We start from the raw sequence: 26,059 nt of genomic DNA, 5'->3' as shown, positions 1-26,059 counted from the left end.
TCTCCGCGGCGCGCCTTTCTGTGTCCGCGCCTGCCTATTCGGCGGGAAGGGCGGATCGCCCGTCCATGACGCCGCGCAACTGTTCCGTAGAATAGGGTTTGCGCAGGAAGGGCCACGGGCTGTCGGCCAGAACGGCGTCGACGTCGTCTCCGACATAGCCCGAGGTCAGGGCGATCCTCATGTCGGGCCAGGTCCTCGCGGCCTCCCGGGCCAGTTCCACGCCGCTCATGCCGCCGGGCATGACGATATCGGTCAGCATCACGTCGAAGCGGCGAGCGTGAAGGACCCTGAGAGCATCGGGGCCGTTCTCGGCCAATTCGACCTCGAGACCGAAGCCTGTGAGGATGTCGAGGGCGACGGCGGCGACGCTGGCGTCGTCTTCCACGAGCAGGACACGACGGCCGGGGTCGAAGGGAACCTCGGGGGCGGGAGGGGCGACGGGGGCGGCGGTCTCCTGGGCGGCGAGCGGCGGCAGATAGAGCCGGATCTCGGATCCACGCCCGACCGTCGAGGCGATATGGACCCCGCCGCCCGATTGACGCGCGAAGCCGTAGACCTGGCTGAGCCCCAGGCCTGTGCCTTTGCCGACCGGCTTGGTCGTGAAGAAGGGTTCGAAGACCCGGTCGATCACCTCGGGCGACATCCCCGATCCATTGTCCGAAACCGTCACGCAGACATAGTCGCCCGGCGCCAACTCGGGAACCTGGCCCGGCGCCACCGAACAGGCCATGGTCTGGATGGTGATCCGGGCGCCGTCGGGGAGCCCCCCCTCGCTCGATCTGTAGGGGCCCGCCGTAACGTCGCCGAGGGCGTCGCGGGCGTTGACCACCAGGTTCAGCAGGGCGGCCTCGAACTGGGCGGGGTCGACATTCACCCGCGCGCCGCCGCGCTTGAGCTTGACCTTGAAGTCGACGGCCTCGCCCACGGCCCGGCGCAGCAGGGGCTGGCCCTCGCGGATCAGTCCGTTCAGGTCGATGGCTTCCGGGCGCAGGGCCTGGCGGCGCGAGAAGGCCAGCAACTGATGGGTCAGGCTCTCGCCCCGCCGCGCGGCCGCCAGGGCGGCCTCGCCGAGCTTCTTCTTTTTGGCGGGATCGTCCGAACGCAGGATGATGTCCAGGGCGCCGATGACGACGGTCAGCAGGTTGTTGAAGTCGTGCGCGACCCCGCCGGTCAGGCGTCCGACGGCCTCCATCCTCTGGGCGTGCATCAGGTGCGCCTCGGCGGCGTCCTTCTCGGCCAGAGCCCCTGCGACCCTTTCCTCGAGCAATTCGTTGATGCGTTTGAGGTCGTCTTCCGCGCGTTTGGCGTCGGTGACGTCCAGACTGGCGCCGACATAGCCCTGGAAGGCGCCGGAGGCGTCGAAGCGGGGCACGCCCTCGGTGCGGATCCAGCGCAGGCCCAGGGTGGGGTGGTTGACGCGGGTCAGGGCCTCGAACCGGTCCCGCGCCTCGAAGGCCCGCATGAAGGCGGCGTCAAAGACGGTTTCGTCATCCGGGTGGATCAGCCGACGCCAGGCGTCGGCCAGCTCACGGTTCGAGCGGATGCCGCAGAAGACGCGATAGCGTCTGTTGGCGAAAACGATCCGGGTGGCGGCGTCGGTCATCCAGATCAGCGCCGGGGCGCTGTCGGCGACGGTGCGGAAGCGGACCTCGGATTCCGTCAACTTGGCCTGGGCCTCGCGCATGTCGGTGACGTCGAAGGCCACGCCGACGAAGCCCGCCACTTCCGCTCCGGTCAGGCGGGGGCGGGAAAAGGACTTGAGCCAGCGCCATTCGCCGTCGTGGCGGCGATAGCGGGCTTCCATCGAAAAGGGTTGGCCGGTCGCCTCTCCGGCCAGCGATTCCCGCAAGATCCGCTCGTGATCGTCCGGATGCAGCGCCGAGCGCCAGTCCGCCGCCCGGGCGGTCTCATAGTCTGCGCCGAAGAACTCGACGTAGGACTGATTGACGAAAGCCCGTTCCCGGTCCTGACGCGTCACCCAGATCAGCACAGGCGCCGTGTCGGCGATGGCGCGGAAACGTTGCTCGCTCTCGCGCGTCTCTATCTCGGCGCGGGCGCGCTCCACCTCGGTCCAGGTTCGGGCGGCGACCTCCTCGATCAGGCGGGCTTCGGCCTCGGTCCAGGAACGCGGGCTCGAAGCGTGGACATAGAGAAAGGCGCGCAGCCGGCCGGCGCGGATCAGGGGGGCGCGCATCAGGGCGCGTGTCCCGATGGCTTCGAAGACCTCGGCGAAGCCGGCGGTGCGGGGATCTTCGCGGACGTCGGCGATACGGATGGTGCGCCCCTGGGCGAGATCGGCGATCAGGTCCTCTCCGAGGGACCGCAGGCCGACCCGCCGCCTGGAATCGGCGCCGTCGACCGTCCACTCCCGCGTCACGGAGAAAAGGCCGGTCGCCTCATCCATCTCGCCGTAGCCGACGCGGTCGGCCTGAATCAGATGACCGATCGAAGATCCGACCTCGGCCATGATGCGCTCGGGGTCGGAAAGGTCGCGCAACCGGTCGCTGAGATCCAGAAGGAAGGTCTGCTGGCGTTCGGCCCGGGCGGCCGAGTCCATCGCCTCGCGATTGTCGGTCACGTCGAACGAGATGCCGGCGTAGCCGAGGAAGGCGTCGGTTCTGTCGAACCGTGGTTCGACGGCGACGCGCATCCAGCGCCAGGCGCCGTCCTGGCGTTGGAATCGGGCTTCGAACCCATAGGGGCGGCGCGCCGGCCTCGCCTCCGCCTGGGCGGCCGCCACAAGGGCCTGGTCGTCGGGATGGATCGTCTGTTTCCACCCATGGCCCGACAGGAGGTCGGCGCTCCCCCCGTAGAAGTCGGTCAAGGCGATATTGGCGAACTCGACCCCTCCGTCAGGGTCCGTCAGCCAGATGGGGGAGGGGGCGGTGTCGGCCAGAAGACGGAAACGGATCTCGCTGTCCCGCAGCGCCGCTTCCGCAGCGCGCGCTTCGGTGACATCGATATTGACGCCGATCATGCCCAGGAATCGGCCGTCGGCGCCCAGGCGGGGTCGGGCCTCGGTGCGCAGTATGCGCCATTCGCCGTCGTGGCGACGGTGTCGTCCTTCGACCTCGTAGGCGACGCCGTTCCTGTTGGCCTGCTGCTTGATCGCCATGACCCGCTCGCGGTCCTCGGGATGGAGAACGCTTTCGATCGTGAAATTCTGCAGATCGGCCATCTCGCCCCAGAACAGCCGCTGGTCGCTGTTCAGATGGATGACCGCGCCGGTTTCGTCGGTCATCCAGAGCATGACGGGCGCCAACTCGCTGATGATCTGCAGCCGGCCCTCGGTCTCGTCGACCCGTGCGTTCGACAGGGACAGAGCCGAGACGACGGCGTCCAGCCGCGCCAGGGTCCCACGCAGCGACGCGCCGAGCCAGGCGCAGAACAGGCCGACAATGATGAAGTTGACCGTGGCGACGACACTGAGACCTGGCACCGTTTTGGAGTCCGGACCGGTACTGAGCAGGACAAGAACCCACCCTCCGAGCAGGGCTGTCGCGACCGCCACCCCGCCCGAGAGTCGGCCGCCCGCCAAGGCCGCGAGGATCACCCCCGGCAACAGGATCATGAACCCCGTGATGTCGCCGTAAAAGGCCGCACCCGCGCCTCGCAACAGCAGCGCGGCTCCGGCGCCGATAACTCCGATCAGAAGCCGGCTGGCGATTGTCTTGGGCGTGAGGCGGGCAAGCGCCAGCAGGCCGCCGTCGGGATCGAGAAATCGCCCTAAGAAGGCGCCTGCGTTCATGCCGCCCCAGCCCTGGTCGCGCTGATCTATTGCAGCGCTTGGTGATGCAACGCTTGTTGGCGATTCGCGTTCCTTCTACCCATATCAGGGCAGGGCCCGCCCCGCATAAGGCATTCACAGATGGAGCGAAGCATGACAGCAACGATCGACACCGGCCTTTCCCAGGCCGACCGAAGCGACGTCGCCGACCAATTGACGCGCGTGCTGGCAGACGCCTACGCCGTCTATCTGAAGACGCACGGCTATCACTGGAACGTGCGGGGGCCGGAATTCTTCGCCCTGCATAATCTGCTGGAGCAGCAGTATCGTGACCAGTGGGAAGCGCTGGACACCATCGCCGAACGCATCCGGGCTCTCGGAGAGTTCGCGCCCCAGGGCTATGGCACCTTCGCCAATCTCACCAGCATCCGCGACGGTGATCCGGAGAAGGACGCGCCGGAGATGTTGCGTGAACTGATGCGCGACCATGAGGCCCTCATCGCCACCATGCGCGGGGCCCTTGAGGTGGCCGACAGCGACGGGGACGACGTGACCGTCGATCTGCTGACCCAGCGGCTGGGCGCGCACGAAAAGTTCGCCTGGATGCTCCGCTCGACATTGGGCGGCCGATAACCCTGGTCGCCGGGCGCCTGAAAACGGCCCCGAAGTCCAGACATGCTCCCTCCGAGGCGATGCTCCGACAGTCGGGGCGTCGCCTCCTTGGATTTTGAATGGCGTTCACCCACTGGAACCTGATCTGGACGGCGCTGAAGCGCGCGGCGGCGGCCCTGCCTGCGGCCGGCGCGGTGCTGGGCGTGGCCATGGCGGCGGGGTCGACCGTGCGGCCCGACGTGGACCGGACCGCCGAGGCTGTGGCCCGGGCGACGGGGGGCGATCTGAGCGCGGCCGGGATGAATGCGATCCAGCGTCGTCTCACGGCGTCGCAACTGGCCCTGGCGCAACGTCATGATCCCGCCCTGTTGCAACAGGCCTCTTTAAGCCACAGCGGAACCGTCATCGCGCCGGACGGCCTGCGACCCGCGCGGCCGTTCGTCTTCAAGGGCGGCGCCGAAGACCGCCGCCGGGCGCTGCGCTGCCTGACCCAGGCGGTCTATTTCGAAGCGGCCCTGGAGCCGGACGCCGGTCAGGCGGCCGTCGCCCAGGTGGTGCTGAACCGCGTGCGCGACCCCAACTACGCCGACACGGTTTGCGGCGTGGTGTTCGAAGGAGCGGAACGGGTCACGGGCTGTCAGTTCAGCTTCACCTGCGACGGATCCCTGTCCCAGACGCCGGTCCCCTGGGCCTGGGAGCGCGCCCGCAAGGTCGCCGAAAAGGCGCTGAGCGGCCAGGTCGCGGGCGAGGTCGGGACCGCCACCCATTATCACGCCGACTACGTGGACCCCTGGTGGGGCCCGACGGTGGCCCGAGTGACCAAGATCGGCGCCCATGTCTTCTATCGCTGGAAAGGGATCTATGGCGAAACCGCCGCCTTCCGCGCCGTCTACAAGGGCCACGAACCCCTGATCGACGAGGCGCGCTTCTCGCGGCCGCGTCCGGGCGTCAAGCCCGGCCAGGCGACGGGGGGCGCGGATCCTGACGGCGCCGTGGAGATCGCGGACGTTACGCCGCTCAAGACCGTCGAGATCGACGGGCGGCAGCGCGTCGTCGGCGTCGCCAGCCTGGGCGGGCGACGCCTGCCGACCCAGGACGAGATCGCCGCCATCAATGCTCGCCTCCAGGCGATGGAGCCGTCGCCATCTACGCCAGCCGCCGAAGCCGCGCCGGCCGGCGTAGTGCCGATGGCGGTGGAAGAAGTGGGCCGGCCCGGCAACTGAAATGGGGCCCTCTTCAGAATGCAACGCTTGACGGGCTCGGCGCATTGATGGCCCTGACCGGATCCGCTGGCCCAGAGAGGACGCCTGATTGACCCGCCTTGATGTCGAATGTCCGCGGTGGGACGAGTCTGAGCGTCTGGCGGCCCTCAGGGATTACGGGATCCTGGACAGCGAACGCGAAGCCGCGTTTGACGCCGTCGTGGCCTTGATCGCCCGCATCTGCGACGCCCCTATCGCGGTGGTCAATCTGATCGACGCGGACCGGCAGTGGTTCAAGGCCGAGGTGGGGCTGGGCGTCCGCGAAACCCCGCTGGAGACCTCCTTCTGCGCCCATGCGCTTTTGCAGGAGGACGGCATGGTTGTCCTCGACGCCTCAGCGGACCCCCGTTTCAAGGACAACCCTCTGGTGACGGGCGAGGCGCATCTGCGGTTCTACGCCGGCCGGCTGCTGAAGACGCCGGAAGGCTTGCCTTTGGGCTCCCTGTGCGTGCTGGACACCCGGGCCCGGCCCGAAGGTCTGACCGACCTGCAGGCGATGGCGCTGCAGACGCTGGCGGGCCAGGTCATGTCCCAACTGGAGCTGAGGCGCGCCCTGCGTCAGCGCGACGAGAGCGAAAACACCATCCGCCGGGCCCTCGAGGCGTCGAATTACGTCGGCGCCTGGGATTGGGACATCGTCGCCGACCGGGTGGTGGCCGATGAACGGTTCGCGGCGGTGTTCGGGGTCGACCCGTCCGTGGCGCGCGCCGGCGCCCCTATCGAGACCTTCACCCAAGCGGTTGATCCGGAAGATCGCGAGCGCGTCCAGGCCGAGATCGAGGCCGCCATGTCCGGCGAAGGCGGCTTTGAGAGCGACTATCGCGTTCGCAACGGCGAGGGGGAGGTTCGATGGATCGCCGCCCGCGGGCAGGTCTATTTCGACGATGACGGCGCGCCGATCCGCTTTCCCGGCATTGTCGTCGATATTACGGAGCGAAAGCGGGCCGCTGCCGACCTGGAAGTGATCGCCGCCCGTCTGCGCAATAGCGAAGCCCAGTTCCGGGTGCTGGCCGACGCCATGCCGCAGATGGTCTGGTCGACGCGCCCCGACGGCTTCCACGACTATTACAATGCGCGCTGGTACGAATTCACCGGCGTTCCCGCCGGTTCGACGGACGGCGAAGGGTGGAACGACATGTTCCACCCGGACGACCAGGCCCGCGCCCGGGAGCGCTGGAGCCGATCGCTGTCGACGGGCGAGCCTTACGAGATCGAATACAGGCTCAAACATCATTCGGGCGTCTACCGCTGGACCCTGGGCCGCGCCGTCGCCGTGCGGGACGACGAAGGCGAGATCACCCGGTGGTTCGGCACCTGCACCGATATCGACGATCTGAAGCGGTTGGAGCAGGGCCGTGAACTGGTCAGCCAGGAACTGAGCCACCGGATCAAGAACATCTTCGCCGTGATCACCGCCCTGGTGGCCCTGTCGGCGCGACAATATCCTGAGGCGCGCGACTTCTCCGCCTCGCTCAGGACCCGTATCGCGGCCCTGGCGCGGGCGCACGAGTTCGTAAGGCCGCACACGGAGACCTCGCGGCCGACCGTGGGCGCAACAACCCTGCACGCCTTCCTGCTGGATCTGTTCAAAGCCTATGCCGACGACGCCGGCGCGCCGCGCGTCCACATCACCGGAGACGACGCGGTGTTCGACGATCAGGCCGCGACTTCAGTCGCTCTCCTGTTTCACGAACTGGCGACCAATGCCGCGAAATACGGCGCCCTGTCGAATGACGGCGGGAAAATCACGCTGACGACGTACGCCGACGGCGAACGCTTCGTCCTGACCTGGATTGAAAAGGGCGGGCCTCTCGTGGAGGGGCCTCCGACGACGACGGGTTTCGGGACCTCGCTGGCCCTGTTGTCAGTCGAGGGGCAACTGGGGGGGCGGCTGGAGCGCGAGTGGCGTCCCGAGGGCCTGAAAATCGTTGTGGATTTGCCACCCACGGCGCTTTCTCGTCGGCGAGCGGCCGAAAAGGCGCCTTGACTGCACATCGCGTGAAACCCTTCTCCCTAGTCTGCGTTCTGTCCGGTCCCGAACATAAGTCGCCACCGTCATGAACGCGCGTATCCTCATCATTGAAGACGAAGCCCTGGTGGCGATGGAACTGCGCTTCGTGCTGGAAGATCTGGGCCACCAGGTCGTCGGCGTCGCGGCGACGGCCAAGGTCGCCCGGGACATGGCGCGTGAGATCGACGTCGATCTGGCCCTGGTCGATATCCACCTGTCCGACGGTCCCACCGGCATCGGCCTGGGCCGAGAACTGGGGCAGGACATGGGGGTGACGGTCCTGTTCATGACCGCCAATCCCGGCATGGTGCGCGAAGGCGTCGCCGGCACGATCGGCGTACTGTCCAAGCCTACCGACGAGCGTGCGGTCCAGACGGCGATCGACTATGCCCTGCGCCGCCGCCAGGGAGAGCCGGTGCAATATGCCCCGCCCGGCCTGCAACTGTTCGCCTGATCAAGCCGCTCTGGTGCTGAAAAGTCGTCGAAGGAGCTCGAGGCTCACCAGGCTCCGATCTTCTCAGCCTCCTTGTGGCTGATCGGGTGATTGGCCTTGGCATGGTCTTCTTCGGCCAGGAAGCGGCTGGCCTCCAGCGCGGCCATACAGCCCATGCCCGCCGCCGTAACGGCCTGGCGATAGACGTCGTCGGTCACGTCGCCGGCCGCCCAGACGCCCTCGATCGCGGTCTGCGCCGTACCCGGCCGCACCCGTAGATAACCGCCGGCATTGGTCTCAAGCTGACCCTTGAACAGCTCTGAGGAGGGGGCGTGGCCGATGGCGATGAAGACGCCGTCGGCCGGGATTTCCTGGGTCGTTCCGTCCTCGACGTTCTTCAGCCGGACGCCGGTGACGTTCTTGGCCATGCCGTCGACTACGCCGACGATTTCCTCGATCGCCGAGTTCCAGATCACCTCGACCTTGGGATTGGCGAACAGGCGGTCCTGGAGGATCTTTTCGGCGCGGAACTCGTCGCGGCGGTGGATGACCGTGACCTTGGAAGCGAAATTGGTCAGGAACAGCGCCTCTTCGACGGCGGTGTTGCCGCCGCCGACGACCACGACTTCCTTGCCGCGATAGAAGAAGCCATCGCAGGTGGCGCAGGCCGAGACGCCGAAGCCCTGGTAGGCGGCCTCGGACTCCAGGCCCAGCCATTTGGCCTGGGCGCCGGTGGAGATGATGACGGTTTCGGCCAGGATTTCCTCGCCGCCGTCCAGCTTCAGCCGGAAGGGGCGTTGCGACAGGTCGGCGGAGACGACGATGTCGTGGATGACTTCCGTGCCGACGTGCAGGGCCTGGGCCTGCATCTGCTCCATCAGCCACGGACCCTGGATGGTCTCGGCGAAGCCGGGATAGTTCTCGACATCGGTGGTGATGGTCAGCTGGCCGCCGGGCTGAAGGCCGGCGATGACGACGGGGTTCAACGAGGCGCGGGCGGCGTAGATGGCTGCGGTCCAGCCGGCGGGGCCGGAACCGATGATGGCGACGCGTACGGTACGAGCTTGGGTCATGGCCCCTATTTAGGGGCTGATTCCCGTTTGCGCGATGTTAGTCTCGCCTCGGGAGCAAAGGGAGACGGGGATGAGCGACAACAAGGCGGCTTTCTTGCCGGTCGGCATAGGCTTGGGAATTGCGATCGGGGCGGCGCTGGGCCTGGCTCTGGACAATCTGGCCCTCGGGATCGGGGTCGGGGTCGCTATCGGGGCCGGGCTGGGCGTAGCGTTCAGTGCGACACCGAAGTCGAAGAAGGGCGAGAGCTCGGACGGCGGCGGGCCGGTCATTTTCGGCGGTGGGGACGCGCATCGTGACGTAGCCAAGGACAGTAGCTCCGACGGCGGCTCCGACGGTGGTGGGGATGGCGGAGGCGGGGGCGACTGACGAGCCCTTTTCCGCTCATCCCGGCGAAAGCCGGGACCCAGTTCTTTCGTTCGGCAGTGCGCTGGACCAAGAGCGGTGAATCCGCCCCCTATCTGAGCCCCCAAAGCGCTGGGTCCCGGCTTTCGCCGGGATGAGCGGAGTGTTGTGAGGCTAACGCGTCGCCATCGCTTCCAGCACCGCCCGCGCCGCCCGCTCGGTTTCGGCGAGGGGCGCATAAGTCCAGCTTTCCAGCGTCCCGTCGAAGGGGCGGGTGGCGCCGCGTTCGGCGAGGTCGTCGTGCAGGCGGGCGAACTTGTCGCCGGACTTGAGCGGAACCATGGGCAGGATGTGGACCGGCGTGCCGGTGGAGGCCGCTTCCGCAGCCATGTTGGCGCTGTCCTCGGTGACCAGGATGTGGTCGGCGAAATGCAGGAAGCCGAACAGCGGGTTTTCGCCAGCGCCGTCCCAGATCCAGCCCGGCAGGTCGGACAGGCAGGCGGTCATCACGGCCCTGGCCGCCTCGGGCGTGCGGCGCGAGAAGGTCAGCAGCAGTGAACCGCCTGCGGCGCGGACGGCGTCGGCGATCTGGTCGGCTAAATCCGCCGCATGGGCCTCGGTCAGGTCGAAGGCTTTGGACTTGCCGCCGATCAACACGGCGACGCGGGGATGGGACAGGGGGGCGATCCGGTCGGCGAAGGCGGGCGCAGCCTCGGCGATCCGTTGCGGCGTGATGCGGTGGGGCGAGCCGGTGATCTCGAAGACATTGTCGCCCGACAAGCCGTCATGGGCCGGTGCGACGATCATGTCGTAGCGGGCGTTCGCCCAGCGCGGATCTTGGGTCTGGACTACGAAGGTGCGGCCGCCGCTCCAGGTTTTGACGCGGGTGGAGAGCGGCAGGGTGGCGCGGCCGGTGGCGATCCACAGGTCCGGCCAGGGTTCAGCGAAGGCGTCCGACGTTGGGGCCAACATGGCCGGGGTCTTTAGCGCTGACGGCAGGCGATCGAACAGGCTTCGCCATTGAATGCGTTTGACGACGATCTCGGCCGGGGTCAGGCGTTGCACGGCTTCGGCCAGCCCAAGGGCCTGGTTCTCGATTCCGGCGCGGCCGTCGGAGACGACCCAGATGGAGAGGGCGCGGGGAGACGAAGGAGCGGTCACGCGTCGATCGACGCCGGCCTGACCCATGTGATGGCCTCAAGCTTGTTTCCGTCAGGGTCACGCAAGAAGGCGGCATAGTAGCCCGGCGCGTAATCGGGCCGAAAACCGGGGGCGCCGTCATCGCGGCCTCCCGCCGTCAGGCCCTGGGCGTGGAAACGATCAACAGAGTCCCGATCCGACGCGGCGAAACAGACATGCGCGCCATTGCCTGCCGAGCATGGTTGGCGATCATGGGGGATGGAGGCCCAGAATTCGGGAAAAGCGCGGCCATAGGCCACGCCCATGACGTGCTCCATGACCCTGCCGATGCCCAATGCGCCAAGCGCGGCGTCATAGAAGACGCTCGCCTTATCAAGGTCCGACACGCCCACAGAAACATGCGACACCAGAGGCGTGCGTGCTCCTGCGGGTTCGGTCACGATCTTATTTCCACTCGACCTTGAGGATCTCGTAGGCCTTGACGCCGCCGGGGGTGTTGACCTCGACCACGTCGCCGACCTCCTTGGAGATCATGGCGCGGGCGATGGGCGAGGCGATGGAGACCTTGCCCTTCTTCACGTCGGCTTCGTGTTCACCGACGATCTGATAACGGGCCTCATCCTCGGTGTCTTCGTCGACCACGGTGACCGTGGCGCCGAACTTGACCTGGCTGCCCGACAGTTTCGACACGTCAATGACCTGGGCGCGGCTGATCTTGTCCTCGATCTCGGCGATCTGGCCTTCGATCCAGCCCTGACGCTCCTTGGCGGCATGGTATTCGGCGTTTTCGGACAGGTCGCCATGTTCGCGGGCCTCGGAGATGGCCGCAATGACGCTCGGCCTTTCGACCGACTTCAATTGCTTCAGTTGATCGTCGAGGACACGGTAGCCCTCGGCCGTCATCGGCACTTTTTCCATTGGTGTCGTGATTTTTCTGGTTCGCCCGGAGACTGGAAAGACGCGAAGTAGGCACACAAAAGGCCGCGGGGCGGGCGCGGCCGGGCATCAATATTAGGGCTTCGCACTCGTAATTTCAAGGCCCGCTGCGCGTAGAAGTCTAGTTCAGGCGCGGGCGGGCGGTTTGGCCTTGGAATCGCGGCGCATGACGCCCTTGATCAGGCTGTAAGCCAGCCAGGCGACGGCCGCGAGACCCAACAGCATGAAAAGGCCGGACACGAGGGCCGCGCCGGCGGCCATGAAGGCCAGGACAAAGGCGAGCGCCGCCGTCAGGCCTGCTACAATCTGGATGGTTCGGAATTTCATGGGGGATTAACGCCGCCGGGCCCGGCGGGTTGCGTCCCCTGTAAACCTGTCGCGTCAAGCGTAGCTGTAGGCGCCGCCCCGTTCCAGCGCGCGGCGATAGGCCGGGCGGGCGTGGATTTTCTCGAGGAAGGCCTTGAGCCTCGGCTTGGTCGCCGGGTCGAAGGCGCGGTCGGCGCCGGCCTCGACCGGGAAGCTCATCATGATGTCCGCGGCCGTGAACTGGTCGCCGGCGAACCATTCGGAACGCCCCAGTTCGTCCTCCCAGAAGCCGACATGGGTGCGCAGCTGCGGATCGACGAAGCTTGTCAGGGTCTTGGCCGCGATCCCCTTGACCAGGGGCTTCACCAGCCCGGGCGCGCGTTGCGGCAGCATGGAGAAGACCAGCTTCAGCAGCAGGGGCGGCATGGCCGAGCCCTCGGCATAGTGGAGCCAGTAGGTGAAGCGCCGCCCATCCTCGGTGCCTGCTGCGGGACGAAGCCGGCCGGCGCCATAGGTTTCCAGCAGATAGTCGACGACGGCGCCGGTCTCGGCGACCTTGATGTCGCCGTCCTCGATCACCGGCGACTTGCCCAGCGGGTGGACGGCGATCAGGGCCGGCGGCGCCAGTCGGCTGCCGGGATCCCGCTCGTAGCGGATGACCTCGTAGTCCAGGCCCAGTTCCTCCAGCAGCCACAGAACACGCTGGGAGCGGCTGTCGTTCAGATGGTGGACTTTGATCATGGGTCGGCTCCGTTCGAACGGCGCAGACTATTCCGCGCCGCCGTCGAGGAAGTCCAGACCTATCGCGGGGCGCGGCCGCTCCAGCGGGTGCGGGGTTCGGGGCGGGCCTTGGGGGCGGCGCCTTCGCGGCGGTTGCGCCAGACCTCATAGGCCAGGGTGGCGAGGGCCAGCTTGCCCGCGTGCCGTCCGGCGACGCGGCGACCGCCCCGGGACAACAGCAGGCCGCCGAGCAGCGGGACGAGTTTGTGCAGACGGGACATGGAGGGCTCCTTCCCGGCCTCAACGCGCCGGCGGACGTCACGTTTCGGCCTGCGACGACATGAGCTTGAGGCCGGTCACAGAAGGTTTGGCGCGCGCGATTGCAAAAGCGGTGCTAGCCGTGCGTCATGAACAGATCTCGCGTCGCCGCCTTCTTCACCTCCCTGAGCTTTTTCGTCATCGCGGCCCTGGCCGCCGGCGTCGTCGTCGGCGCCCTGGCCCAGGAAGCCGACGCCCCGTGGTTGACCGGCGCGCTGGGCGTGGTCGAGAGCCTGGGGCAGGTGTGGTTGAACGCGCTGCGGATGACCGTCATCCCCCTGGTGTTCAGCCTTCTGGTGACGGGCATCGTCTCCATCGCCGACGCGGCGGCGACGGGGCGGATCGCGGTGCGGGCGTTGACGGTGTTCGGCCTGCTGCTGGTCGGGGCGACCGTCTATGCGATCCTGGCGGGCCTGGGGTTGCTGGCGCTTTGGCCCATTGATCCGGAGGCGGGGCGGGCCCTGCTGGCCGGGGTTCCGGCGGATTCGCTGGCGACGGTGGGCGAGGCGGCGCGGACCGACGGGCTGCGGGCCTTCCTGGCCAGTCTGGCGCCGTCCAATCTGATCAAGGCGGCGGCGGACGACGGGGTGCTGGCCGTGGTGGTCTTCGCCCTGGCCTTCGGCTTCGCCGCGACCCGGATCAAGGCCGACCTGCGCCGGCCCCTGGCGGGCTTCTTCGAGGCGGTGGCCGAGACCCTGGTGGTGATCGTCCACTGGGTGCTGCTGGCCGCGCCGTTCGGGGTGTTCGCCCTGGCGCTGGGCGTGGGCTTGCGGGCCGGCCTCGGGGTGGCGGGCACCCTGGCCCATTATGTCGCCATCGTCTGCCTGAGCCAGATCGGCCTGATCCTGATCATCTATGTGGTGGCGACGGTCTGGGGGCGGATTTCGCTGGGCCGGTTCGCGCGCGCCGTGGCCCCGGCCCAGGTGGTGGCGGTCTCGACCCAGTCGTCGCTGGCCAGCCTGCCGGTCATGATCGAACGGGCGCGCGACTGGCTGGGCGTGCCCCAGACCTCGGCGGGTCTGGTCCTGCCGCTGGCGGTGGCGGTGTTCCGCATCACCAGCCCAGTCGCCAATCTGGCGGTCTGTCTGTATGTCGCCCAGCTGAACGGGGTGGAGCTGAGCCTGGCCGCCCTGATCGCCGGCGGTCTGACGGCGATCGCCGTCTCCATCGCCTCGGTCGGCCTGCCGGGCCAGGTCAGCTTCTTCGCCAGCGTCGGCCCCATCTGCCTGGCCATGGGCCTGCCGCTGGGGGTGCTGCCCCTGCTGCTGGCGGTCGAGGTCATCCCCGACATCTTCCGCACCGTCGGCAATGTCACCGGCGATCTGGCCGCGACGCGGATCGTTGCGGGCGAGGATGGGGAAGAAGAGGCGGCCGAAGCCGCCTAGTTCGCCTTTAGTTCGTCCGGGGCATCAGGCCTTCCGCCGCGGCGACCGAGGCCTCGACGCCCAGGGTGACGGCCGGTTCCGGCGTGATCTTGAACAGGGGCGAATGGTGGCCGGCGGCCTGCTCAAGCTCGGCCTCCGGCGTGCCGCCGACGCTGAAATAGACGCCCTTCACCCCGGTCTCGGGCTGGACGAAATAGGCGAAGTCCTCGGCCCCCATGCCGCCGCGCGGCGTGTCGCGCAGCACGTCAGGGCCGAAGGTCGAGGCGAAGATGTCGCGCACCCGCCGGGCGGTCTCGCGGTCGTTGATGGTGGCCGGCGTGGTCTCGGTCGCCGAACGGGTGACGACGGGCAGCCGGTCCTCGGGCACGTTCAGGGCCAGGGCCGTGTTGCGGGCGACGCGGTCGATCCCGTCCAGAAGGGTCGTGCGGACCTCGGGGCTGTCGGCGCGGACGGTCAGTTGCAGATCGACCTGTTCGGGAATGATGTTGTGCTTGATCCCCCCGTGGATCGATCCGACGGTGACCACCGCCCCCTCCAGCGGACTGACCTCGCGGCTGCGCAGGGTCTGGAGCGAGACCACGATCTGGGACGCGACCAGCACCGGATCGACCCCCATGTGAGGATAGGCGCCGTGCGTGCCCACGCCGCGCACCGCGATGTCGACGCTGTCCGAACTGGACGAGGTGATGTCCAGCGGGGCCTCGATCTTGCCGGTCGGGGTGTCGGCCGAGACGTGGAAGGCCAGGGCGTAGTCCGGCTTGGGGAAGCGGGAATAGAGGCCGTCCTGCATCATGGCGCGGGCGCCGAAGATCCGCTCCTCCGCCGGTTGGCCGATCAGCACCAGGGTGCCGGACCAGTTGGCCTTGCGCGCCGCCATCTGGCGGGCCGTGCCGACCAGGGCGGTGATGTGCACGTCGTGGCCACAGGCGTGCATGACCGGCTTTTCAACCCCGTCGGCGTCCAGCTGGCGCGCCGTCGAGGCGTTGGCCAGGCCCGAGCGTTCCTGAAGCGGCAGGCCGTCCATGTCGGCGCGGATCATGACCGTGGGGCCCGCGCCGTTCTTCAACACGGCGACCACGCCCGTGCCGCCGACGCCGGTCGTGACCTCATATCCCAGGGCCGTCAGCTCGCGCGCCAGCCGCGCCGAGGTCTGGACCTCCTGCCCCGACAGTTCGGGATTGCGGTGGAACCAGTCGAACAGGGTCGCGAGATTGGCGTCATAATCCGCCTTCACCGCCGCCTTCAGACCGGCGTCCTGCGCCAGGGCGGGCGTCCCGGCCGCCAGGGCCAGAGCCATCGCCGCCGTTGTCAATATCGCGCGTTTCATCTGTGATCCCCCAAGCCCCTTTCGCGACCTTAGACCGGGATCGCGGCGAGACAAGAGGGCGTCAGCCGGGCGCGATGATGAACTGGTCAGCCGCGACGATGGCGGTGACGGCGAGGGTGGAGACCAGATAGGTCATCAGGTTGGTCTTCCAGCCCAGACGCAGTCGCCGACTGGCGACGACCGTCAGGACCAACAGCGCCCCCACCGTGATCAGGGGCAGGACATAGAGGCCCAGTCCCATGGCCAGACTGATCCGGGCCTCGTCGTTCGGGTTGATCAGGCTGATCACCGCCGCCATCAGCCGCATGAACAGGGCGAAGAACAGGACGCCATAGGCGGCCAGGCTGTCGCGGGTCAGGACCAGGGCGAAGGCGATCAAGCCTCCGGCCAGGGTGACCAAGGGCCCGGCGGCCGCGATCAACAGGTCATGGTCGCGGGGTACGGCGCCGACCGGGGCGCTGCTGTTCAGGGTGACCGTCATCTCGTGCCCCAGGGCGACGCCGGCCAGCCAGTGCGCCCCTTCGTGAAGGACGAAGGTCGCCACGGAGATCAACAGCAGGAGGACGTAAAAGCCCGGTCCAACCTTGCGCGGCTCAGCCATATCGAAAGTCCCCCTCGTCGATATCGACAGGAAGGGGATCATGGGGACGCCGGGGGCGTCCAGTTAAGCTTTGCTCATGATCCGACGAGGACGCGGCTGATGCGCTCCGCCGCTTTGGCGGCGCCGTCCTGGGCATGGACCTGAGGGCCGACCGCCTCGGCGCGGGCCGAAACCAGCGGATCCTCCGCCAGCGCGCGAAGGGTCGCAGCGACCGTGTCAGACCTGTAGCGAGGTCGCGCCAGCGACCGACCGCAGCCCAGCCGAACCACTCGGGCGGCGTTGTCGTACTGGTCGCCGAGGTGAGGCACGACCAGTTGCGGGCGACCGCTGCTCAGGGCCTGATGGACGGTGCCGATCCCGCCCTGATGCACGATCGCCGCCGCGCGAGGAAACAGAAGGGAAAACGGGGCGTAGGCCGCAACATGGATTTCGGGGTCGGCTTCGGCCAAGGTTCGGTCGCCGTCGGGACCAACCAGCAGCACGGCGCGGCGGCCTAGTCGGCGGGCGGCCTTCAGGCTCTCGACATAGAAGTCGCCGGGGATGTTCACCGCTGCGCTGCCGAGGGTGAAGACCAGCGGCGGCGGCCCGGCCGTCAGGAAGGCCTCGAGGTCGGGAGCAAGGGCGGAGGGCGCGCCGGTCTCGCTGTCATAGGCGGCGTAGCCGACGACGTCGAAGTTGGGAGCAGCGTCGGCTTGGCGGGCACTCAGCAGGGGCGAGTAGAGCCCCATATACAGATCCGCCGAACGGCCTGCGTCGAAGACGATGTTGTCCTTGGTCTGCGGCAGACCCAGCGAGGCGCGGATGGCGTTCATCGGCGCGGTCCAGCGGGCCGTGCTCATGCGACCCAACGCCCTGGTGAGATCATTCAGCCAGAGTTGAGGCCCGCTGGTCGCCGGTTTCAGCCAAGGCGCGGCGGGGAGAAAGGGCGGGTCGTAACGCGAGAAGACCATGGTCGGCTGGAGCGACACGGCCACATAGGGAATACGCCAGCGCTCGGCCGCAAACTGCGCCCCGATGGCGAGGGTGGAGCCCACGACGGCGGCGGCGCCTTCCGTGACGGCGATCAACTGTCGGGCGGCTTCTTCTGCGCGGGGCAGCAGGATGTCGCCGAACAGGAAGCGATCAGACCTGGCGATGGCGGCGGTCAGGGCCGGCAGATCCATGCCGGTGTCGCGCGTCAGATCGGCGATGCTGGGGCCGACCTGATGAAAGGTCAGACCCGCAGCTTCGATCTTGTCGCGGTAGTCGACCGCCGTGGCGATCCCGACGTCGTGGCCTTGCGACTGCAGGGCGCGGCCCAGGGCTATGAAGGGATGCAGGTCCCCGAGGGAGCCGCCGGTCGCGAGAAAGACGCCACCGGCGGCTTTCATCAGGCGTAGTCCTGGATCGGTCGGACATCCAGATCGCCGGCCTTGATGGCGCCGATGGCCTGGGCCGCCGCAAGGGCGCCGGCGGTGGTGGTGTAGTAGGGGATCTTCATCATCAGGGCGGTGCGGCGCAGGCTGAAGCTGTCCTGCAGCGACTGTTTGCCCGAGGTGGTGTTGAAGACCAGGTGGACCTCGCCGTTCTTCATGGCGTCCACGATATGCGGACGGCCTTCCAGCACCTTCTTGACCAGGCCGACCTCGATCCCCTGGGTGGCCAGGTAGTCGCGGGTGCCGCTGGTGGCGATGATGGAGAAGCCCTCGGATTGCAGGGTCTTCACCGCATCGATGATGAAGGGCTTGTCGTCCTCCTTGACCGAGACGAAGGCGCAGCCGGCGGTCGGCAGGGTGGTGCCGCCGCCGATCTGGGACTTGGCGAAGGCGCGGGCGAAGGCGGGGGCCATGTCGGCCTCGCCCTCACGCTTCCAGTCCAGGCCCATGACCTCGCCGGTCGAACGCATTTCCGGGCCCAGGATGGTGTCCACCCCGGCGAAGCGGGCGAAGGGGAAGACGGCTTCCTTGACCGCGATATGGTCGTAGGGCTTGTCGATCAGGCCGAAGGATTTCAGCGGCACGCCGGCCATGACCTTTGCGGCGATCGAGGCGATCGGCTGGCCGATGGTCTTGGCCACGAAGGGCGCCGTGCGGGACGCGCGCGGGTTCACTTCCAGCACGAAGATGCGCGGGTTCTCGCTGTGCGGCTCCTCGATGGCGAACTGCACGTTCATCAGGCCGCGCACCTTCAGGGCCTTGGCCATTTCCGTGGTCTGGCGCTTCAGCTCGGCCACCGTCTCGGCCGACAGGGACCAGGGCGGCATGGAGCAGGCGCTGTCGCCCGAGTGGACGCCGGCTTCCTCGATATGTTCCAGCACGCCGGCGACGAAGACCGTCTCGTCGTCGCACAGGGCGTCCACGTCCACCTCGGTGGCGCGGTTCAGATAGTGGTCGATCAGGACGGGGTCGGAGCCCGAGACGCGCATGGCCTCGTGGACGTAACGGTCCAGTTGCTCGCGGTCGTGAACGATCATCATGCCGCGTCCGCCCAGGACGTAGGAGGGGCGCAGGACGACCGGATAGCCGACTTCCTCGGCCTTCTGGGCGGCCTCTTCGGCGCTGCGGGCCAGGCCGTTGGGGGGCTGTTTCAGGCCGATGGCCTCCAGCATCTGCTGGAAGCGCTCGCGGTCCTCGGCCAGGTCGATGGAGTCGACGCTGGTGCCCAGGACGGGGATATTGTCCTCCTGAAGCGCGTGGGCCAGCTTCAGCGGAGTCTGGCCGCCGAACTGGACGACGCAGCCGATCAGGTCGCCGTTGGAGCGCTCGACCTCGATCAGCTCCAGCACGTCCTCGGCCGTCAGCGGCTCGAAATACAGGCGGTCGGAGGTGTCATAGTCGGTCGAGACGGTCTCGGGGTTGCAGTTGACCATGATCGACTCGACGCCGATGTCGTCGAAGGCGAAGGCCGCGTGGCAGCAGCAGTAGTCGAACTCGATCCCCTGGCCGATCCGGTTCGGACCGCCGCCCAGGATGATGGCCTTCTTCTTGTCCGACGGCTGGGACTCGCACTCGGGGATCTGGCCCAGGGCGCCGGTCTCATAGGTCGAATACATATAGGCGGTGGCGCTGGCGAACTCGGCGGCGCAGGTGTCGATCCGCTTGAACACCGGGCGAACGTTCAGGCCGCGACGGGCGGCGCGGACGTCCTTTTCGGTGGCACCGGTCAGCTGGGCCAGGCGGGCGTCGGCGAAGCCCTTGGCCTTCAGCCGGCGGAACTCGGTCGGGTCGGTCGGCAGGCCCTTGACCCGGATATGGCCTTCCTCGCGCACGATGTCGGCGATCTGGCGCAGGAACCAGGGCTCGTAGGAACAGGCGGCGTTGACCTCTTCCACCGTCAGGCCGTGGCGGAAGGCCTGGGCGATGACGCGGATGCGGTCAGGGGTGGGGATGCCCAGGGCGCGGACCACGGCGGCGCGGGCGGCGCCGGCGTCCTCGACATCGGCGACGCCTTCGATCTCGATCTCGTCGAAGCCGGACAGGCCGGTCTCAAGCCCGCGAAGGGCCTTCTGCATCGATTCCTGGAAGGTGCGGCCGATGGCCATGACCTCGCCCACCGACTTCATCGAGGTGCCCAGCAGCGGCTCCGAGCCGGGGTATTTCTCGAAGGCGAAACGCGGGATCTTGGTGACGACATAGTCGATGCTCGGCTCGAACGACGCCGGCGTGACCTGGGTGATGTCGTTCTGCAGTTCGTCCAGGGTGTAGCCGACGGCCAGACGCGCCGCGACCTTGGCGATGGGGAAGCCGGTGGCCTTGGACGCCAGAGCGGACGAACGCGACACACGCGGGTTCATCTCGATCACCACCATGCGGCCGTCGGCCGGATTGATGGCCCACTGGACGTTCGATCCGCCGGTCTCGACGCCGATCTCGCGCAGGACGTTGATCGAGCCGGTCCGCATCCGCTGATATTCCTTGTCGGTCAGCGTCAGGGCGGGGGCGACGGTGATGGAGTCGCCAGTGTGGACGCCCATCGGGTCGATGTTCTCGATCGAGCAGATGATGATGCAGTTGTCCGCCGTGTCGCGGACGACCTCCATCTCGTATTCCTTCCAGCCCAGCACCGATTCCTCGATCAGGACCTCGGTGGTCGGCGACAGGTCGAGGCCGCGCAAGACGATCTCCTCGAACTCCTCGCGGTTGAAGGCGATGCCGCCGCCGGTGCCGGCGAGCGTAAAGGACGGGCGGACGACGGCGGGCAGGCCGACGAACTCAAGGCCGTCCAGCGCCTCTTCCATCGAATGGGCGGCCTTGGAGCGGGGCGATTCAAGGCCCAGCTTGTCCATGGCGTCGCGGAATTTCTGGCGATCCTCGGCCTTGTCGATGACCTCGGCTTTCGCGCCGATCATCTCGACGCCGTACTTCTTCAGCGCGCCCGAGGCGTCCAGGGCCAGGGCCGTATTCAGCGCCGTCTGGCCGCCCATGGTCGGCAGAAGCGCGTCGGGGCGTTCCTTGGCGATGATCTTCTCGACCATCTCGGGCGTGATCGGCTCGATATAGGTGGCGTCGGCCACCTCGGGGTCCGTCATGATGGTGGCGGGGTTCGAGTTGACCAGGATGACCCGGTACCCCTCGGCCTTCAGCGCCTTGCACGCCTGGACGCCGGAATAGTCGAACTCGCACGCCTGACCGATGACGATCGGGCCGGCGCCGATGATGAGGATGGACTTTATGTCTGTGCGCTTGGGCATCGCCAGCTCTTCTTCTTATTGAACGCTAATGGGTCACGACCGCGCATTCCCAGCCGTCGTATTCCAGCTGGAAGGCCGCGGCCCAGGTCTGCATCATGGACGAGACGGGAGCGAAACTCTCCGCATCGACGGCCATGGTGGTCTCGAGAATCGTCATGTCGCCGTCGCCGCGCGCGATGAAGCCGGCGCGCCGCGCCACCTCGCACAGATCGCCGTGGGCGTCTTCGTCGCCCAGGAAGAAGAACAGCGTGTGGCGCGGCGTCACGCCGCTGTCGCCCTGTTCGGCCAGCGCCGCGCGCACCATGGCGTCGCGTTCGTCATGACTGATGTCCGAGGCGTCCAAGGGGCGACCTGATCCTTCGTAGTTTGCGCGCGCGTAGCCGCCGCAGGGCGTCGCCATGCGGAGCTCGCGTCGGGTTGTCGGTTAAGCGGCCCGTTTAGAGAGGGAGGGGCGGGGGGGCAAGAGCTTTCAGGCTGTCAAATCAGGTCAAAAAGTGATGCGAGTTTGCCACATTCGTTGCGGGAAGGTGTCGACTTTGCGTCATTAAGGTGGTCTGCGGTCCGAATTACACATTAAGTAGACGCTTCATTTCGAACTACACTGGGGGATTCCATGACTCGTCGGATGGGACTTTTGAATGCTTCCGCCTTGGTCGGCGGCGCATTCGCTACTCTGATGGCCGCCGCGCCGGCAATGGCGCAGGAAGCTCAGCCTACGGCTGCGGAGACTGAAGCCTCGTCCGAAGTTGAGGAAATTGTAGTCACCGGTTCGCGTATCCCGAGGAACGAATACACGAGCGCCTCGCCCGTGCAGGTGCTGACCGCTCAGAGCGCCCAGGCGCGTGGTCTCAGCGACACGGCGCAATTGCTGCAGCAATCGACCCTGGCCGCCGGCTCGCCCCAAGTCACCTCGACGATCTCCAGCTCTTTCGTTACCGACGGCGGCCCGGGCGCGGCGACGGTTTCGCTGCGCGGCTTGGGCGCCAACCGCACCTTGGTTCTGCTGAACGGTCGTCGCGCCGGTCCGGCCGGCACACGTGGCGGCGTTTCGGCGTTCGACCTGAACGTCCTGCCGCAATCGGCCCTGTCGCGTGTTGACATCCTGAAAGACGGCGCCTCGTCGATCTACGGGTCTGACGCCGTAGCCGGCGTGGTGAACCTGATTACCGGCGTCGAGCAGGACGGCGGCGAGTTGACCGCCTATTATACCGCACCCTTCGAGGGCGGTGGCGAGCAGATGAACTTCTCCGGCACCTTCGGCAAGACGTTCGAGCGCGGCAGTTTTAGCATATCAGGCGACTACTATAAGCAGTTCGAGCAACTGCAGGGTGATCGTGATTACACCAGCTGCGCTGAGCAATATGTGTTTGATGCTCAAGGAAATCGTGCGGACCGGATCGATCCGCGTACCGGCAAGCCCGCGTGCCTTGACCTGCTGTGGGGCCACGTCTGGGCCTATGATAATACCTTCGCCTCTTTGCCAGGCCGATTCCAGTACGACTATGACGGCGATCTGGGGAACTACATCCCGACCGTGCCGGGTAGTTTGGCCGGCGAAGTGCCGGTCCCGCCGCCTGGGTTCTATCTGGTCGGCTACGACGGCCCCAGCACGGCGGTCATGAACGGCAATCACCCGTTTGATGACGAACAGACCCTGATTCCCGAGGTTGAGCGTTACACGGTCTTCGCCGAGGGCAAATACCAGCTGACCGAGCACGCCGAGGCCTATGCCGAAGTCCTGCTGAATCGCCGCAAATCCTCGACCAAGGGCTACCGCCAGTTCTGGAACTACGCCTACGCCGGCGACTGGTCTTACGGCGCTGGTTATGGCTACGAGAGCTGGGGCGGCGACTATCTGCTCAGCCCCACGCCGATCACCAACCACAGCTCGGCCAGCCAGCAGGTAGACTACGCCCGCGTCGTCGGCGGCGTCCGGGGCGACTTCATCGATCCGGGCAGCTTCCTGAACGACTGGAAGTGGGACGTCTTCTTCCAGTACAGCCGTTCGGACGGCGACTATACCGCCGACGTCATCCTGCAAGACGCCGTTGACAGCCAGAGCTTCCGCACTGACTCCTGCGCCGGCGAGGTCCTGCCGGTGAGCGGGCGGACCTGCATCGACATCAACTGGGCCGATCCCGACTTCCTGGCCGGTAATCTGACCGACGAACAGCGCGCCTTCCTGTTTGACGTCGATAAGGGCAACACTGTCTATGAACAGGCCTATGTCGAAGGCTTCATGGGCGGCGAGCTGTTCGACCTGCCGGCGGGTCCGATCGGGGCGGCGCTCGGCTTCCATATTCGCCACGACGAAATCAACGACGTTCCGGGCGAGATCACGCGCAACGCCAACGCCTGGGGATCTTCCAGCGCCGGCATCACGCAGGGGTCTGAGCGAACGGCCGAGATCTTCACCGAACTGTCGATCCCTGTCCTGAAGGATATGCCGTTCGCCTATGGTCTGGACCTAAGCCTGTCGGGCCGGGTGACCAACACGAAGACGTCGGGCAGCGCATCGACCTATAAGGTCGGCGTGAACTGGGAGTTCTTGCCGGACGTTCGCATGCGCGCCACCACGGGTACGTCGTTCCGAGCCCCGGCTCTGTTCGAACTGTATCTGGCCGACCAGAGCAGCTTCGCCAGCCAGCGCACCGTGGATCCATGCATCAACTGGCAACAAAACCTGGCTGAGGGCACCATCAGCCAACGTCTTGCCGACAACTGCGCCAACCCGAACGGACCCGGCGGCGGCGTGCCCGGGACCCACAACGGGGCCGGCAGTTCGGCGACTCTGTTCGAGGGCGGCGGCCTGGGACAACTTGAGCCGGAAACCTCTACGGCTCATGTTATCGGCCTGGTCTGGACGCCGAAGTTCATCAACTTCAGCGCTGCGGTCGATTATTTCGAGATCGAGATCGAGGACCAGGTCACGAGCCTGGGCTCGAGAACCGTCTCGGCCTGCTATCTCTCGGACAATTTCCCGACGGACCCAGTCTGCAACCAGTTCGTCCGTAACGAGGGAACGCACCGGATCGACACCATCTCCGGCAAGTTCATCAACATTGCTGAACAGACCAACCGCGGCATCGATTTCACGGCGCGCTACGCCCACGACCTGCCGTGGGGCGACCGGTTCTCGATCGACGGCCAGGCGACCTGGCAGTTGGAATCGCGAGAAGCCCTGTTTGCCGACAACATCATTGATACCCTCGGCGAGGTCGGCAATCCGCAGTTCGTCGGCAACCTGAACCTGCAGTACGAGCGTGGTCCTTGGACCGGGGTCTGGGCCGTTCAGATGATCGGTCACCAAGGCAACTATGCCTCGTATGGCAGCGACACCGCCACTGTCGGTGGGCAGGAAGTCTATCTGAAGCTTGATGCGCCGTTCACGGCCTTCCACAGCTTCTCGGTTCGCTATGACGCGGAGAGCTGGTCGATCCTGGCCGGCGTGGCAAATCTGTTCGACGAACTGCCGCCGCAACTGACCACCCTGAACCTGGGCGAATTCAGCACCGTCGGCACCTCGGCCTTCACCTCACAATATACCGAAGGCATGTACGGTCGCCGCGGCTTCGTTCGCATCAGCAAGTCGTTCTGATCGACAAACGGGCTATATGGTCCTGACGGGGCGGCGGGTTCTCGAACCTGCCGCCTCTTTTGTTTCGCGGAGAGTCTGAGACATGGCGGTCATTCTGGGCATGAAGGATACGCTGGACGAAGATGTGGCGCGCTTTGATCCGGCGCCGTTGTCGGTGCCTCTGTTCCTGAACAGCATCCCCAAGGGCGGCACGCATCTTATCCGCAACATTCTGCGGATGTTCGTACCGGTGGCGCAGCACTACGGCCGCGAGTTCGTGCAGATTCCAAACCTGGCCCAGCATCGTCATCTGTTCGATCCCGCCCAGCCGATGATGAGCTGCGGCCATCTACTTTTCAGCGATTCCGGCGTCCACGCTCTGGGCGCCGCGCGGCATATCGTTCTGGCGCGTGATCCTCACAGTTGGGTGCTGGCGCGAGCGCGCTTCTATTTGTCTGACGAGTTTCAACAGGCCAACCTGGCGCATCTGAAGAGCGGCGCTATACCCGCCGACGAGCTGATCAATATGATGATCTTCGGCATCCACGAGCGGACGCCGACGCTGGAGGACATGTATACTCATAATGTCGTCGCCTGGATGGGCACCCGGGCGGTGCTCTACCGGTACGAGGACATCGTCGATGCGGTGGACGACCTGGACAGCAAGGCCTCAGAAGTCTTCTTCATGCGTTTGCTGGAAGACTGCGGCCTGGAGTCCGTGCCTGCAGACTGGCGTGAGCGGGTGAGGGTCGGCGCGGACAAGCGACAGAGCCGAACGGCGCGTCAGAACCTCAATGTTTCCAGCGCGGTCGTTCTGCCCGACGAAATCTCGGAGGCGCAGAAGAAGCTAATCGAGTTCCATGCCCCGGGGCTGCGCGCCCTTCTGGGCTACGCCTGAGGCGTCAGTCCTCTAGCGCCGCGATCCAGTCCGGCAGTTCGTCGATCCGGGCGAGCGAGACATAGCGCGGCTCGTTCACCGGGGCGTCAGCCAGCTCGTGGGCCCAGGTGACGTGATAGGGGATGTGGACTCCGAAGGCGCCGGCGGCGATGGCGGGCAGGACGTCGGACTTCATCGAATTGCCGGCCATGACGGCCTCGGCTGCGCCGGTGCCGTGGCGGGCGAAGACGCGGTCGTAGGTGGCCCGGTCCTTTTCCGAAACGATCTCGACCGCCGTGAACCGGTCGCCGAGGCCGGAGGCGGCGAGCTTGCGCTCCTGGTCCAGCAGGTCGCCCTTGGTGATCAGGACCAGGCGGTAGTTTTCGGCCAGTTCGGCGACGACTTCGTCCACGCCGGGCAGGGTCTCGACCGGATGGGCCAGCATTTCGCGACCGGCGGCGAGGATCTCGCGCACCACCTCGGGCGGGGCGCCGCCGTCGCACAGCTCCATGGCCGTCTCGATCATCGACAGGGTGAAGCCCTTCACGCCATAGCCATAGAGGCGCAGGTTGCGTTGCTCGGTTTCGGCCAGCCGCGCCTCGATGGTCGCGGCGTCGCCGTGATCGTCCAGCAGGTCGACGAACCGCGCATGGGTCAGGCGGAAGATCGTCTCGTTGTGCCAGAGGGTGTCATCGGCATCGAGGCCGACCGTGGTGATGCTCATGCCGCGCCCCTATCATGG

The 26,059-nt window shown here is 66.8% G+C and carries 22 protein-coding genes; 8 read left to right on the top strand and 14 right to left on the bottom strand.

Features of this window, described 5'->3' with window-relative positions:
- Positions 1-34: 34 nt before the first annotated feature.
- Positions 35-3,748, bottom strand: coding sequence for a PAS domain S-box protein (locus tag ACVPT3_RS12880; protein WP_492041270.1), 3,714 nt, complete (start codon positions 3,746-3,748; stop codon positions 35-37).
- A gap of 132 nt (positions 3,749-3,880) precedes the next feature.
- On the opposite strand from ACVPT3_RS12880, the gene ACVPT3_RS12875 reads away from it, so the two are divergent.
- From ACVPT3_RS12875 to ACVPT3_RS12860, 4 genes are all read left to right on the top strand, one after another.
- The gene (locus ACVPT3_RS12875; protein WP_492041269.1) at positions 3,881-4,360 is read left to right on the top strand and encodes a Dps family protein; all 480 of its coding nucleotides are present in this window, start codon (positions 3,881-3,883) and stop codon (positions 4,358-4,360) included.
- Between the two features lie 98 nt (positions 4,361-4,458).
- Positions 4,459-5,562 (top strand): cell wall hydrolase, encoded by a 1,104-nt coding sequence (locus ACVPT3_RS12870; RefSeq protein WP_492041268.1) that lies wholly within the window; start codon positions 4,459-4,461, stop codon positions 5,560-5,562.
- 88 nt (positions 5,563-5,650) lie between these two features.
- On the top strand, positions 5,651-7,588 hold the full coding sequence (locus ACVPT3_RS12865) for a PAS domain-containing protein (RefSeq protein ID WP_492041267.1): 1,938 nt from the start codon (positions 5,651-5,653) through the stop codon (positions 7,586-7,588).
- 70 nt (positions 7,589-7,658) lie between these two features.
- Positions 7,659-8,066 (top strand): response regulator, encoded by a 408-nt coding sequence (locus ACVPT3_RS12860; protein ID WP_492041266.1) that lies wholly within the window; start codon positions 7,659-7,661, stop codon positions 8,064-8,066.
- 44 nt (positions 8,067-8,110) lie between these two features.
- Here ACVPT3_RS12860 and trxB read toward each other — a convergent pair whose 3' ends face one another.
- On the bottom strand, positions 8,111-9,118 hold the full coding sequence (gene trxB, locus ACVPT3_RS12855; RefSeq protein WP_492041265.1) for a thioredoxin-disulfide reductase: 1,008 nt from the start codon (positions 9,116-9,118) through the stop codon (positions 8,111-8,113).
- A gap of 70 nt (positions 9,119-9,188) precedes the next feature.
- Here trxB and ACVPT3_RS12850 point away from each other — a divergent pair, with 70 nt between their 5' ends.
- Positions 9,189-9,485, top strand: a complete 297-nt coding sequence (locus tag ACVPT3_RS12850) for a glycine zipper domain-containing protein (protein ID WP_492041264.1) — start codon at positions 9,189-9,191, stop codon at positions 9,483-9,485.
- 150 nt (positions 9,486-9,635) lie between these two features.
- Here ACVPT3_RS12850 and ACVPT3_RS12845 read toward each other — a convergent pair whose 3' ends face one another.
- From ACVPT3_RS12845 to ACVPT3_RS12820, 6 genes are all read right to left on the bottom strand, one after another.
- Positions 9,636-10,622: a mitochondrial fission ELM1 family protein gene (locus tag ACVPT3_RS12845; RefSeq protein ID WP_492041263.1), complete on the bottom strand. Its 987-nt coding sequence runs from the start codon at positions 10,620-10,622 to the stop codon at positions 9,636-9,638.
- Positions 10,619-11,041, bottom strand: a complete 423-nt coding sequence (locus ACVPT3_RS12840; protein ID WP_492041262.1) for a VOC family protein — start codon at positions 11,039-11,041, stop codon at positions 10,619-10,621. The genes ACVPT3_RS12845 and ACVPT3_RS12840 overlap by 4 nt, the downstream gene beginning before the upstream one ends.
- A 4-nt stretch (positions 11,042-11,045) precedes the next feature.
- The gene (gene greA, locus ACVPT3_RS12835; protein ID WP_008260399.1) at positions 11,046-11,519 is read right to left on the bottom strand and encodes a transcription elongation factor GreA; all 474 of its coding nucleotides are present in this window, start codon (positions 11,517-11,519) and stop codon (positions 11,046-11,048) included.
- Positions 11,520-11,663: 144 nt separating this feature from the next.
- Complete coding sequence (locus tag ACVPT3_RS12830) at positions 11,664-11,864, bottom strand: hypothetical protein (RefSeq protein ID WP_492041261.1); 201 nt, start codon at positions 11,862-11,864, stop codon at positions 11,664-11,666.
- Positions 11,865-11,918: 54 nt separating this feature from the next.
- Positions 11,919-12,584, bottom strand: a complete 666-nt coding sequence (locus tag ACVPT3_RS12825) for a glutathione S-transferase family protein (protein WP_492041260.1) — start codon at positions 12,582-12,584, stop codon at positions 11,919-11,921.
- Positions 12,585-12,643: 59 nt separating this feature from the next.
- On the bottom strand, positions 12,644-12,844 hold the full coding sequence (locus tag ACVPT3_RS12820) for a cysteine protease (RefSeq protein ID WP_492041259.1): 201 nt from the start codon (positions 12,842-12,844) through the stop codon (positions 12,644-12,646).
- 126 nt (positions 12,845-12,970) lie between these two features.
- Here ACVPT3_RS12820 and ACVPT3_RS12815 point away from each other — a divergent pair, with 126 nt between their 5' ends.
- Positions 12,971-14,266 carry a dicarboxylate/amino acid:cation symporter gene (locus ACVPT3_RS12815; RefSeq protein WP_492041258.1) on the top strand — a complete coding sequence of 432 codons (1,296 nt, stop codon included), beginning with the start codon at positions 12,971-12,973 and terminating at the stop codon, positions 14,264-14,266.
- Positions 14,267-14,273: 7 nt separating this feature from the next.
- Here the strand turns inward: ACVPT3_RS12815 and ACVPT3_RS12810 are convergent, their stop codons facing one another.
- The 5 genes from ACVPT3_RS12810 to ACVPT3_RS12790 all read right to left on the bottom strand — a co-directional run bounded on the left by ACVPT3_RS12810 (position 14,274) and on the right by ACVPT3_RS12790 (position 21,263).
- Positions 14,274-15,593, bottom strand: coding sequence for an amidohydrolase (locus ACVPT3_RS12810; protein WP_492041257.1), 1,320 nt, complete (start codon positions 15,591-15,593; stop codon positions 14,274-14,276).
- A gap of 61 nt (positions 15,594-15,654) precedes the next feature.
- Complete coding sequence (locus tag ACVPT3_RS12805) at positions 15,655-16,194, bottom strand: hypothetical protein (protein ID WP_492041256.1); 540 nt, start codon at positions 16,192-16,194, stop codon at positions 15,655-15,657.
- Positions 16,195-16,268: 74 nt separating this feature from the next.
- Positions 16,269-17,564: a glycosyltransferase gene (locus ACVPT3_RS12800; protein WP_492041255.1), complete on the bottom strand. Its 1,296-nt coding sequence runs from the start codon at positions 17,562-17,564 to the stop codon at positions 16,269-16,271.
- Entirely contained in the window at positions 17,564-20,863 is a 3,300-nt protein-coding gene (carB, locus tag ACVPT3_RS12795; protein ID WP_492041254.1) for a carbamoyl-phosphate synthase large subunit, read from the bottom strand. Before carB ends, ACVPT3_RS12800 begins: the two co-directional genes overlap by 1 nt.
- Positions 20,864-20,888: 25 nt before the next feature.
- Positions 20,889-21,263: a ribonuclease E inhibitor RraB gene (locus ACVPT3_RS12790; protein ID WP_271164329.1), complete on the bottom strand. Its 375-nt coding sequence runs from the start codon at positions 21,261-21,263 to the stop codon at positions 20,889-20,891.
- Between the two features lie 294 nt (positions 21,264-21,557).
- Between ACVPT3_RS12790 and ACVPT3_RS12785 the strand changes: the two genes are divergently transcribed.
- Both ACVPT3_RS12785 and ACVPT3_RS12780 read left to right on the top strand, forming a co-directional pair.
- Complete coding sequence (locus ACVPT3_RS12785) at positions 21,558-24,461, top strand: TonB-dependent receptor plug domain-containing protein (protein WP_492041253.1); 2,904 nt, start codon at positions 21,558-21,560, stop codon at positions 24,459-24,461.
- An 82-nt stretch (positions 24,462-24,543) separates the two neighbouring features.
- Entirely contained in the window at positions 24,544-25,338 is a 795-nt protein-coding gene (locus ACVPT3_RS12780; RefSeq protein ID WP_492041252.1) for a hypothetical protein, read from the top strand.
- A gap of 4 nt (positions 25,339-25,342) precedes the next feature.
- Here the strand turns inward: ACVPT3_RS12780 and ACVPT3_RS12775 are convergent, their stop codons facing one another.
- Positions 25,343-26,041 carry an HAD family hydrolase gene (locus tag ACVPT3_RS12775; RefSeq protein ID WP_492041251.1) on the bottom strand — a complete coding sequence of 233 codons (699 nt, stop codon included), beginning with the start codon at positions 26,039-26,041 and terminating at the stop codon, positions 25,343-25,345.
- Positions 26,042-26,059: the final 18 nt, after the last annotated feature.

It is taken from the genome of Brevundimonas sp. FV1ps31S (assembly GCF_058681265.1).
This window is presented reverse-complemented; position numbering and strand designations above follow the sequence as displayed.

What these genes read in the sequence shown, in the direction of transcription:
- ACVPT3_RS12790 (WP_271164329.1), bottom strand. Translation starts at nt 21,263, where the DNA reads ATGGCGACGCCCTGCGGCGGCTACGCGCGCGCAAACTACGAAGGATCA.
- ACVPT3_RS12820 (WP_492041259.1), bottom strand. Translation starts at nt 12,844, where the DNA reads ATGTCCCGTCTGCACAAACTCGTCCCGCTGCTCGGCGGCCTGCTGTTG.
- carB (WP_492041254.1), bottom strand. Translation starts at nt 20,863, where the DNA reads ATGCCCAAGCGCACAGACATAAAGTCCATCCTCATCATCGGCGCCGGC.
- ACVPT3_RS12850 (WP_492041264.1), top strand. Translation starts at nt 9,189, where the DNA reads ATGAGCGACAACAAGGCGGCTTTCTTGCCGGTCGGCATAGGCTTGGGA.
- ACVPT3_RS12775 (WP_492041251.1), bottom strand. Translation starts at nt 26,041, where the DNA reads ATGAGCATCACCACGGTCGGCCTCGATGCCGATGACACCCTCTGGCAC.
- ACVPT3_RS12825 (WP_492041260.1), bottom strand. Translation starts at nt 12,584, where the DNA reads ATGATCAAAGTCCACCATCTGAACGACAGCCGCTCCCAGCGTGTTCTG.
- ACVPT3_RS12815 (WP_492041258.1), top strand. Translation starts at nt 12,971, where the DNA reads ATGAACAGATCTCGCGTCGCCGCCTTCTTCACCTCCCTGAGCTTTTTC.
- trxB (WP_492041265.1), bottom strand. Translation starts at nt 9,118, where the DNA reads ATGACCCAAGCTCGTACCGTACGCGTCGCCATCATCGGTTCCGGCCCC.
- ACVPT3_RS12880 (WP_492041270.1), bottom strand. Translation starts at nt 3,748, where the DNA reads ATGAACGCAGGCGCCTTCTTAGGGCGATTTCTCGATCCCGACGGCGGC.
- ACVPT3_RS12785 (WP_492041253.1), top strand. Translation starts at nt 21,558, where the DNA reads ATGGCGCAGGAAGCTCAGCCTACGGCTGCGGAGACTGAAGCCTCGTCC.
- ACVPT3_RS12860 (WP_492041266.1), top strand. Translation starts at nt 7,659, where the DNA reads ATGAACGCGCGTATCCTCATCATTGAAGACGAAGCCCTGGTGGCGATG.
- ACVPT3_RS12780 (WP_492041252.1), top strand. Translation starts at nt 24,544, where the DNA reads ATGGCGGTCATTCTGGGCATGAAGGATACGCTGGACGAAGATGTGGCG.
- greA (WP_008260399.1), bottom strand. Translation starts at nt 11,519, where the DNA reads ATGGAAAAAGTGCCGATGACGGCCGAGGGCTACCGTGTCCTCGACGAT.
- ACVPT3_RS12830 (WP_492041261.1), bottom strand. Translation starts at nt 11,864, where the DNA reads ATGAAATTCCGAACCATCCAGATTGTAGCAGGCCTGACGGCGGCGCTC.
- ACVPT3_RS12870 (WP_492041268.1), top strand. Translation starts at nt 4,459, where the DNA reads ATGGCGTTCACCCACTGGAACCTGATCTGGACGGCGCTGAAGCGCGCG.
- ACVPT3_RS12805 (WP_492041256.1), bottom strand. Translation starts at nt 16,194, where the DNA reads ATGGCTGAGCCGCGCAAGGTTGGACCGGGCTTTTACGTCCTCCTGCTG.
- ACVPT3_RS12800 (WP_492041255.1), bottom strand. Translation starts at nt 17,564, where the DNA reads ATGAAAGCCGCCGGTGGCGTCTTTCTCGCGACCGGCGGCTCCCTCGGG.
- ACVPT3_RS12875 (WP_492041269.1), top strand. Translation starts at nt 3,881, where the DNA reads ATGACAGCAACGATCGACACCGGCCTTTCCCAGGCCGACCGAAGCGAC.
- ACVPT3_RS12810 (WP_492041257.1), bottom strand. Translation starts at nt 15,593, where the DNA reads ATGAAACGCGCGATATTGACAACGGCGGCGATGGCTCTGGCCCTGGCG.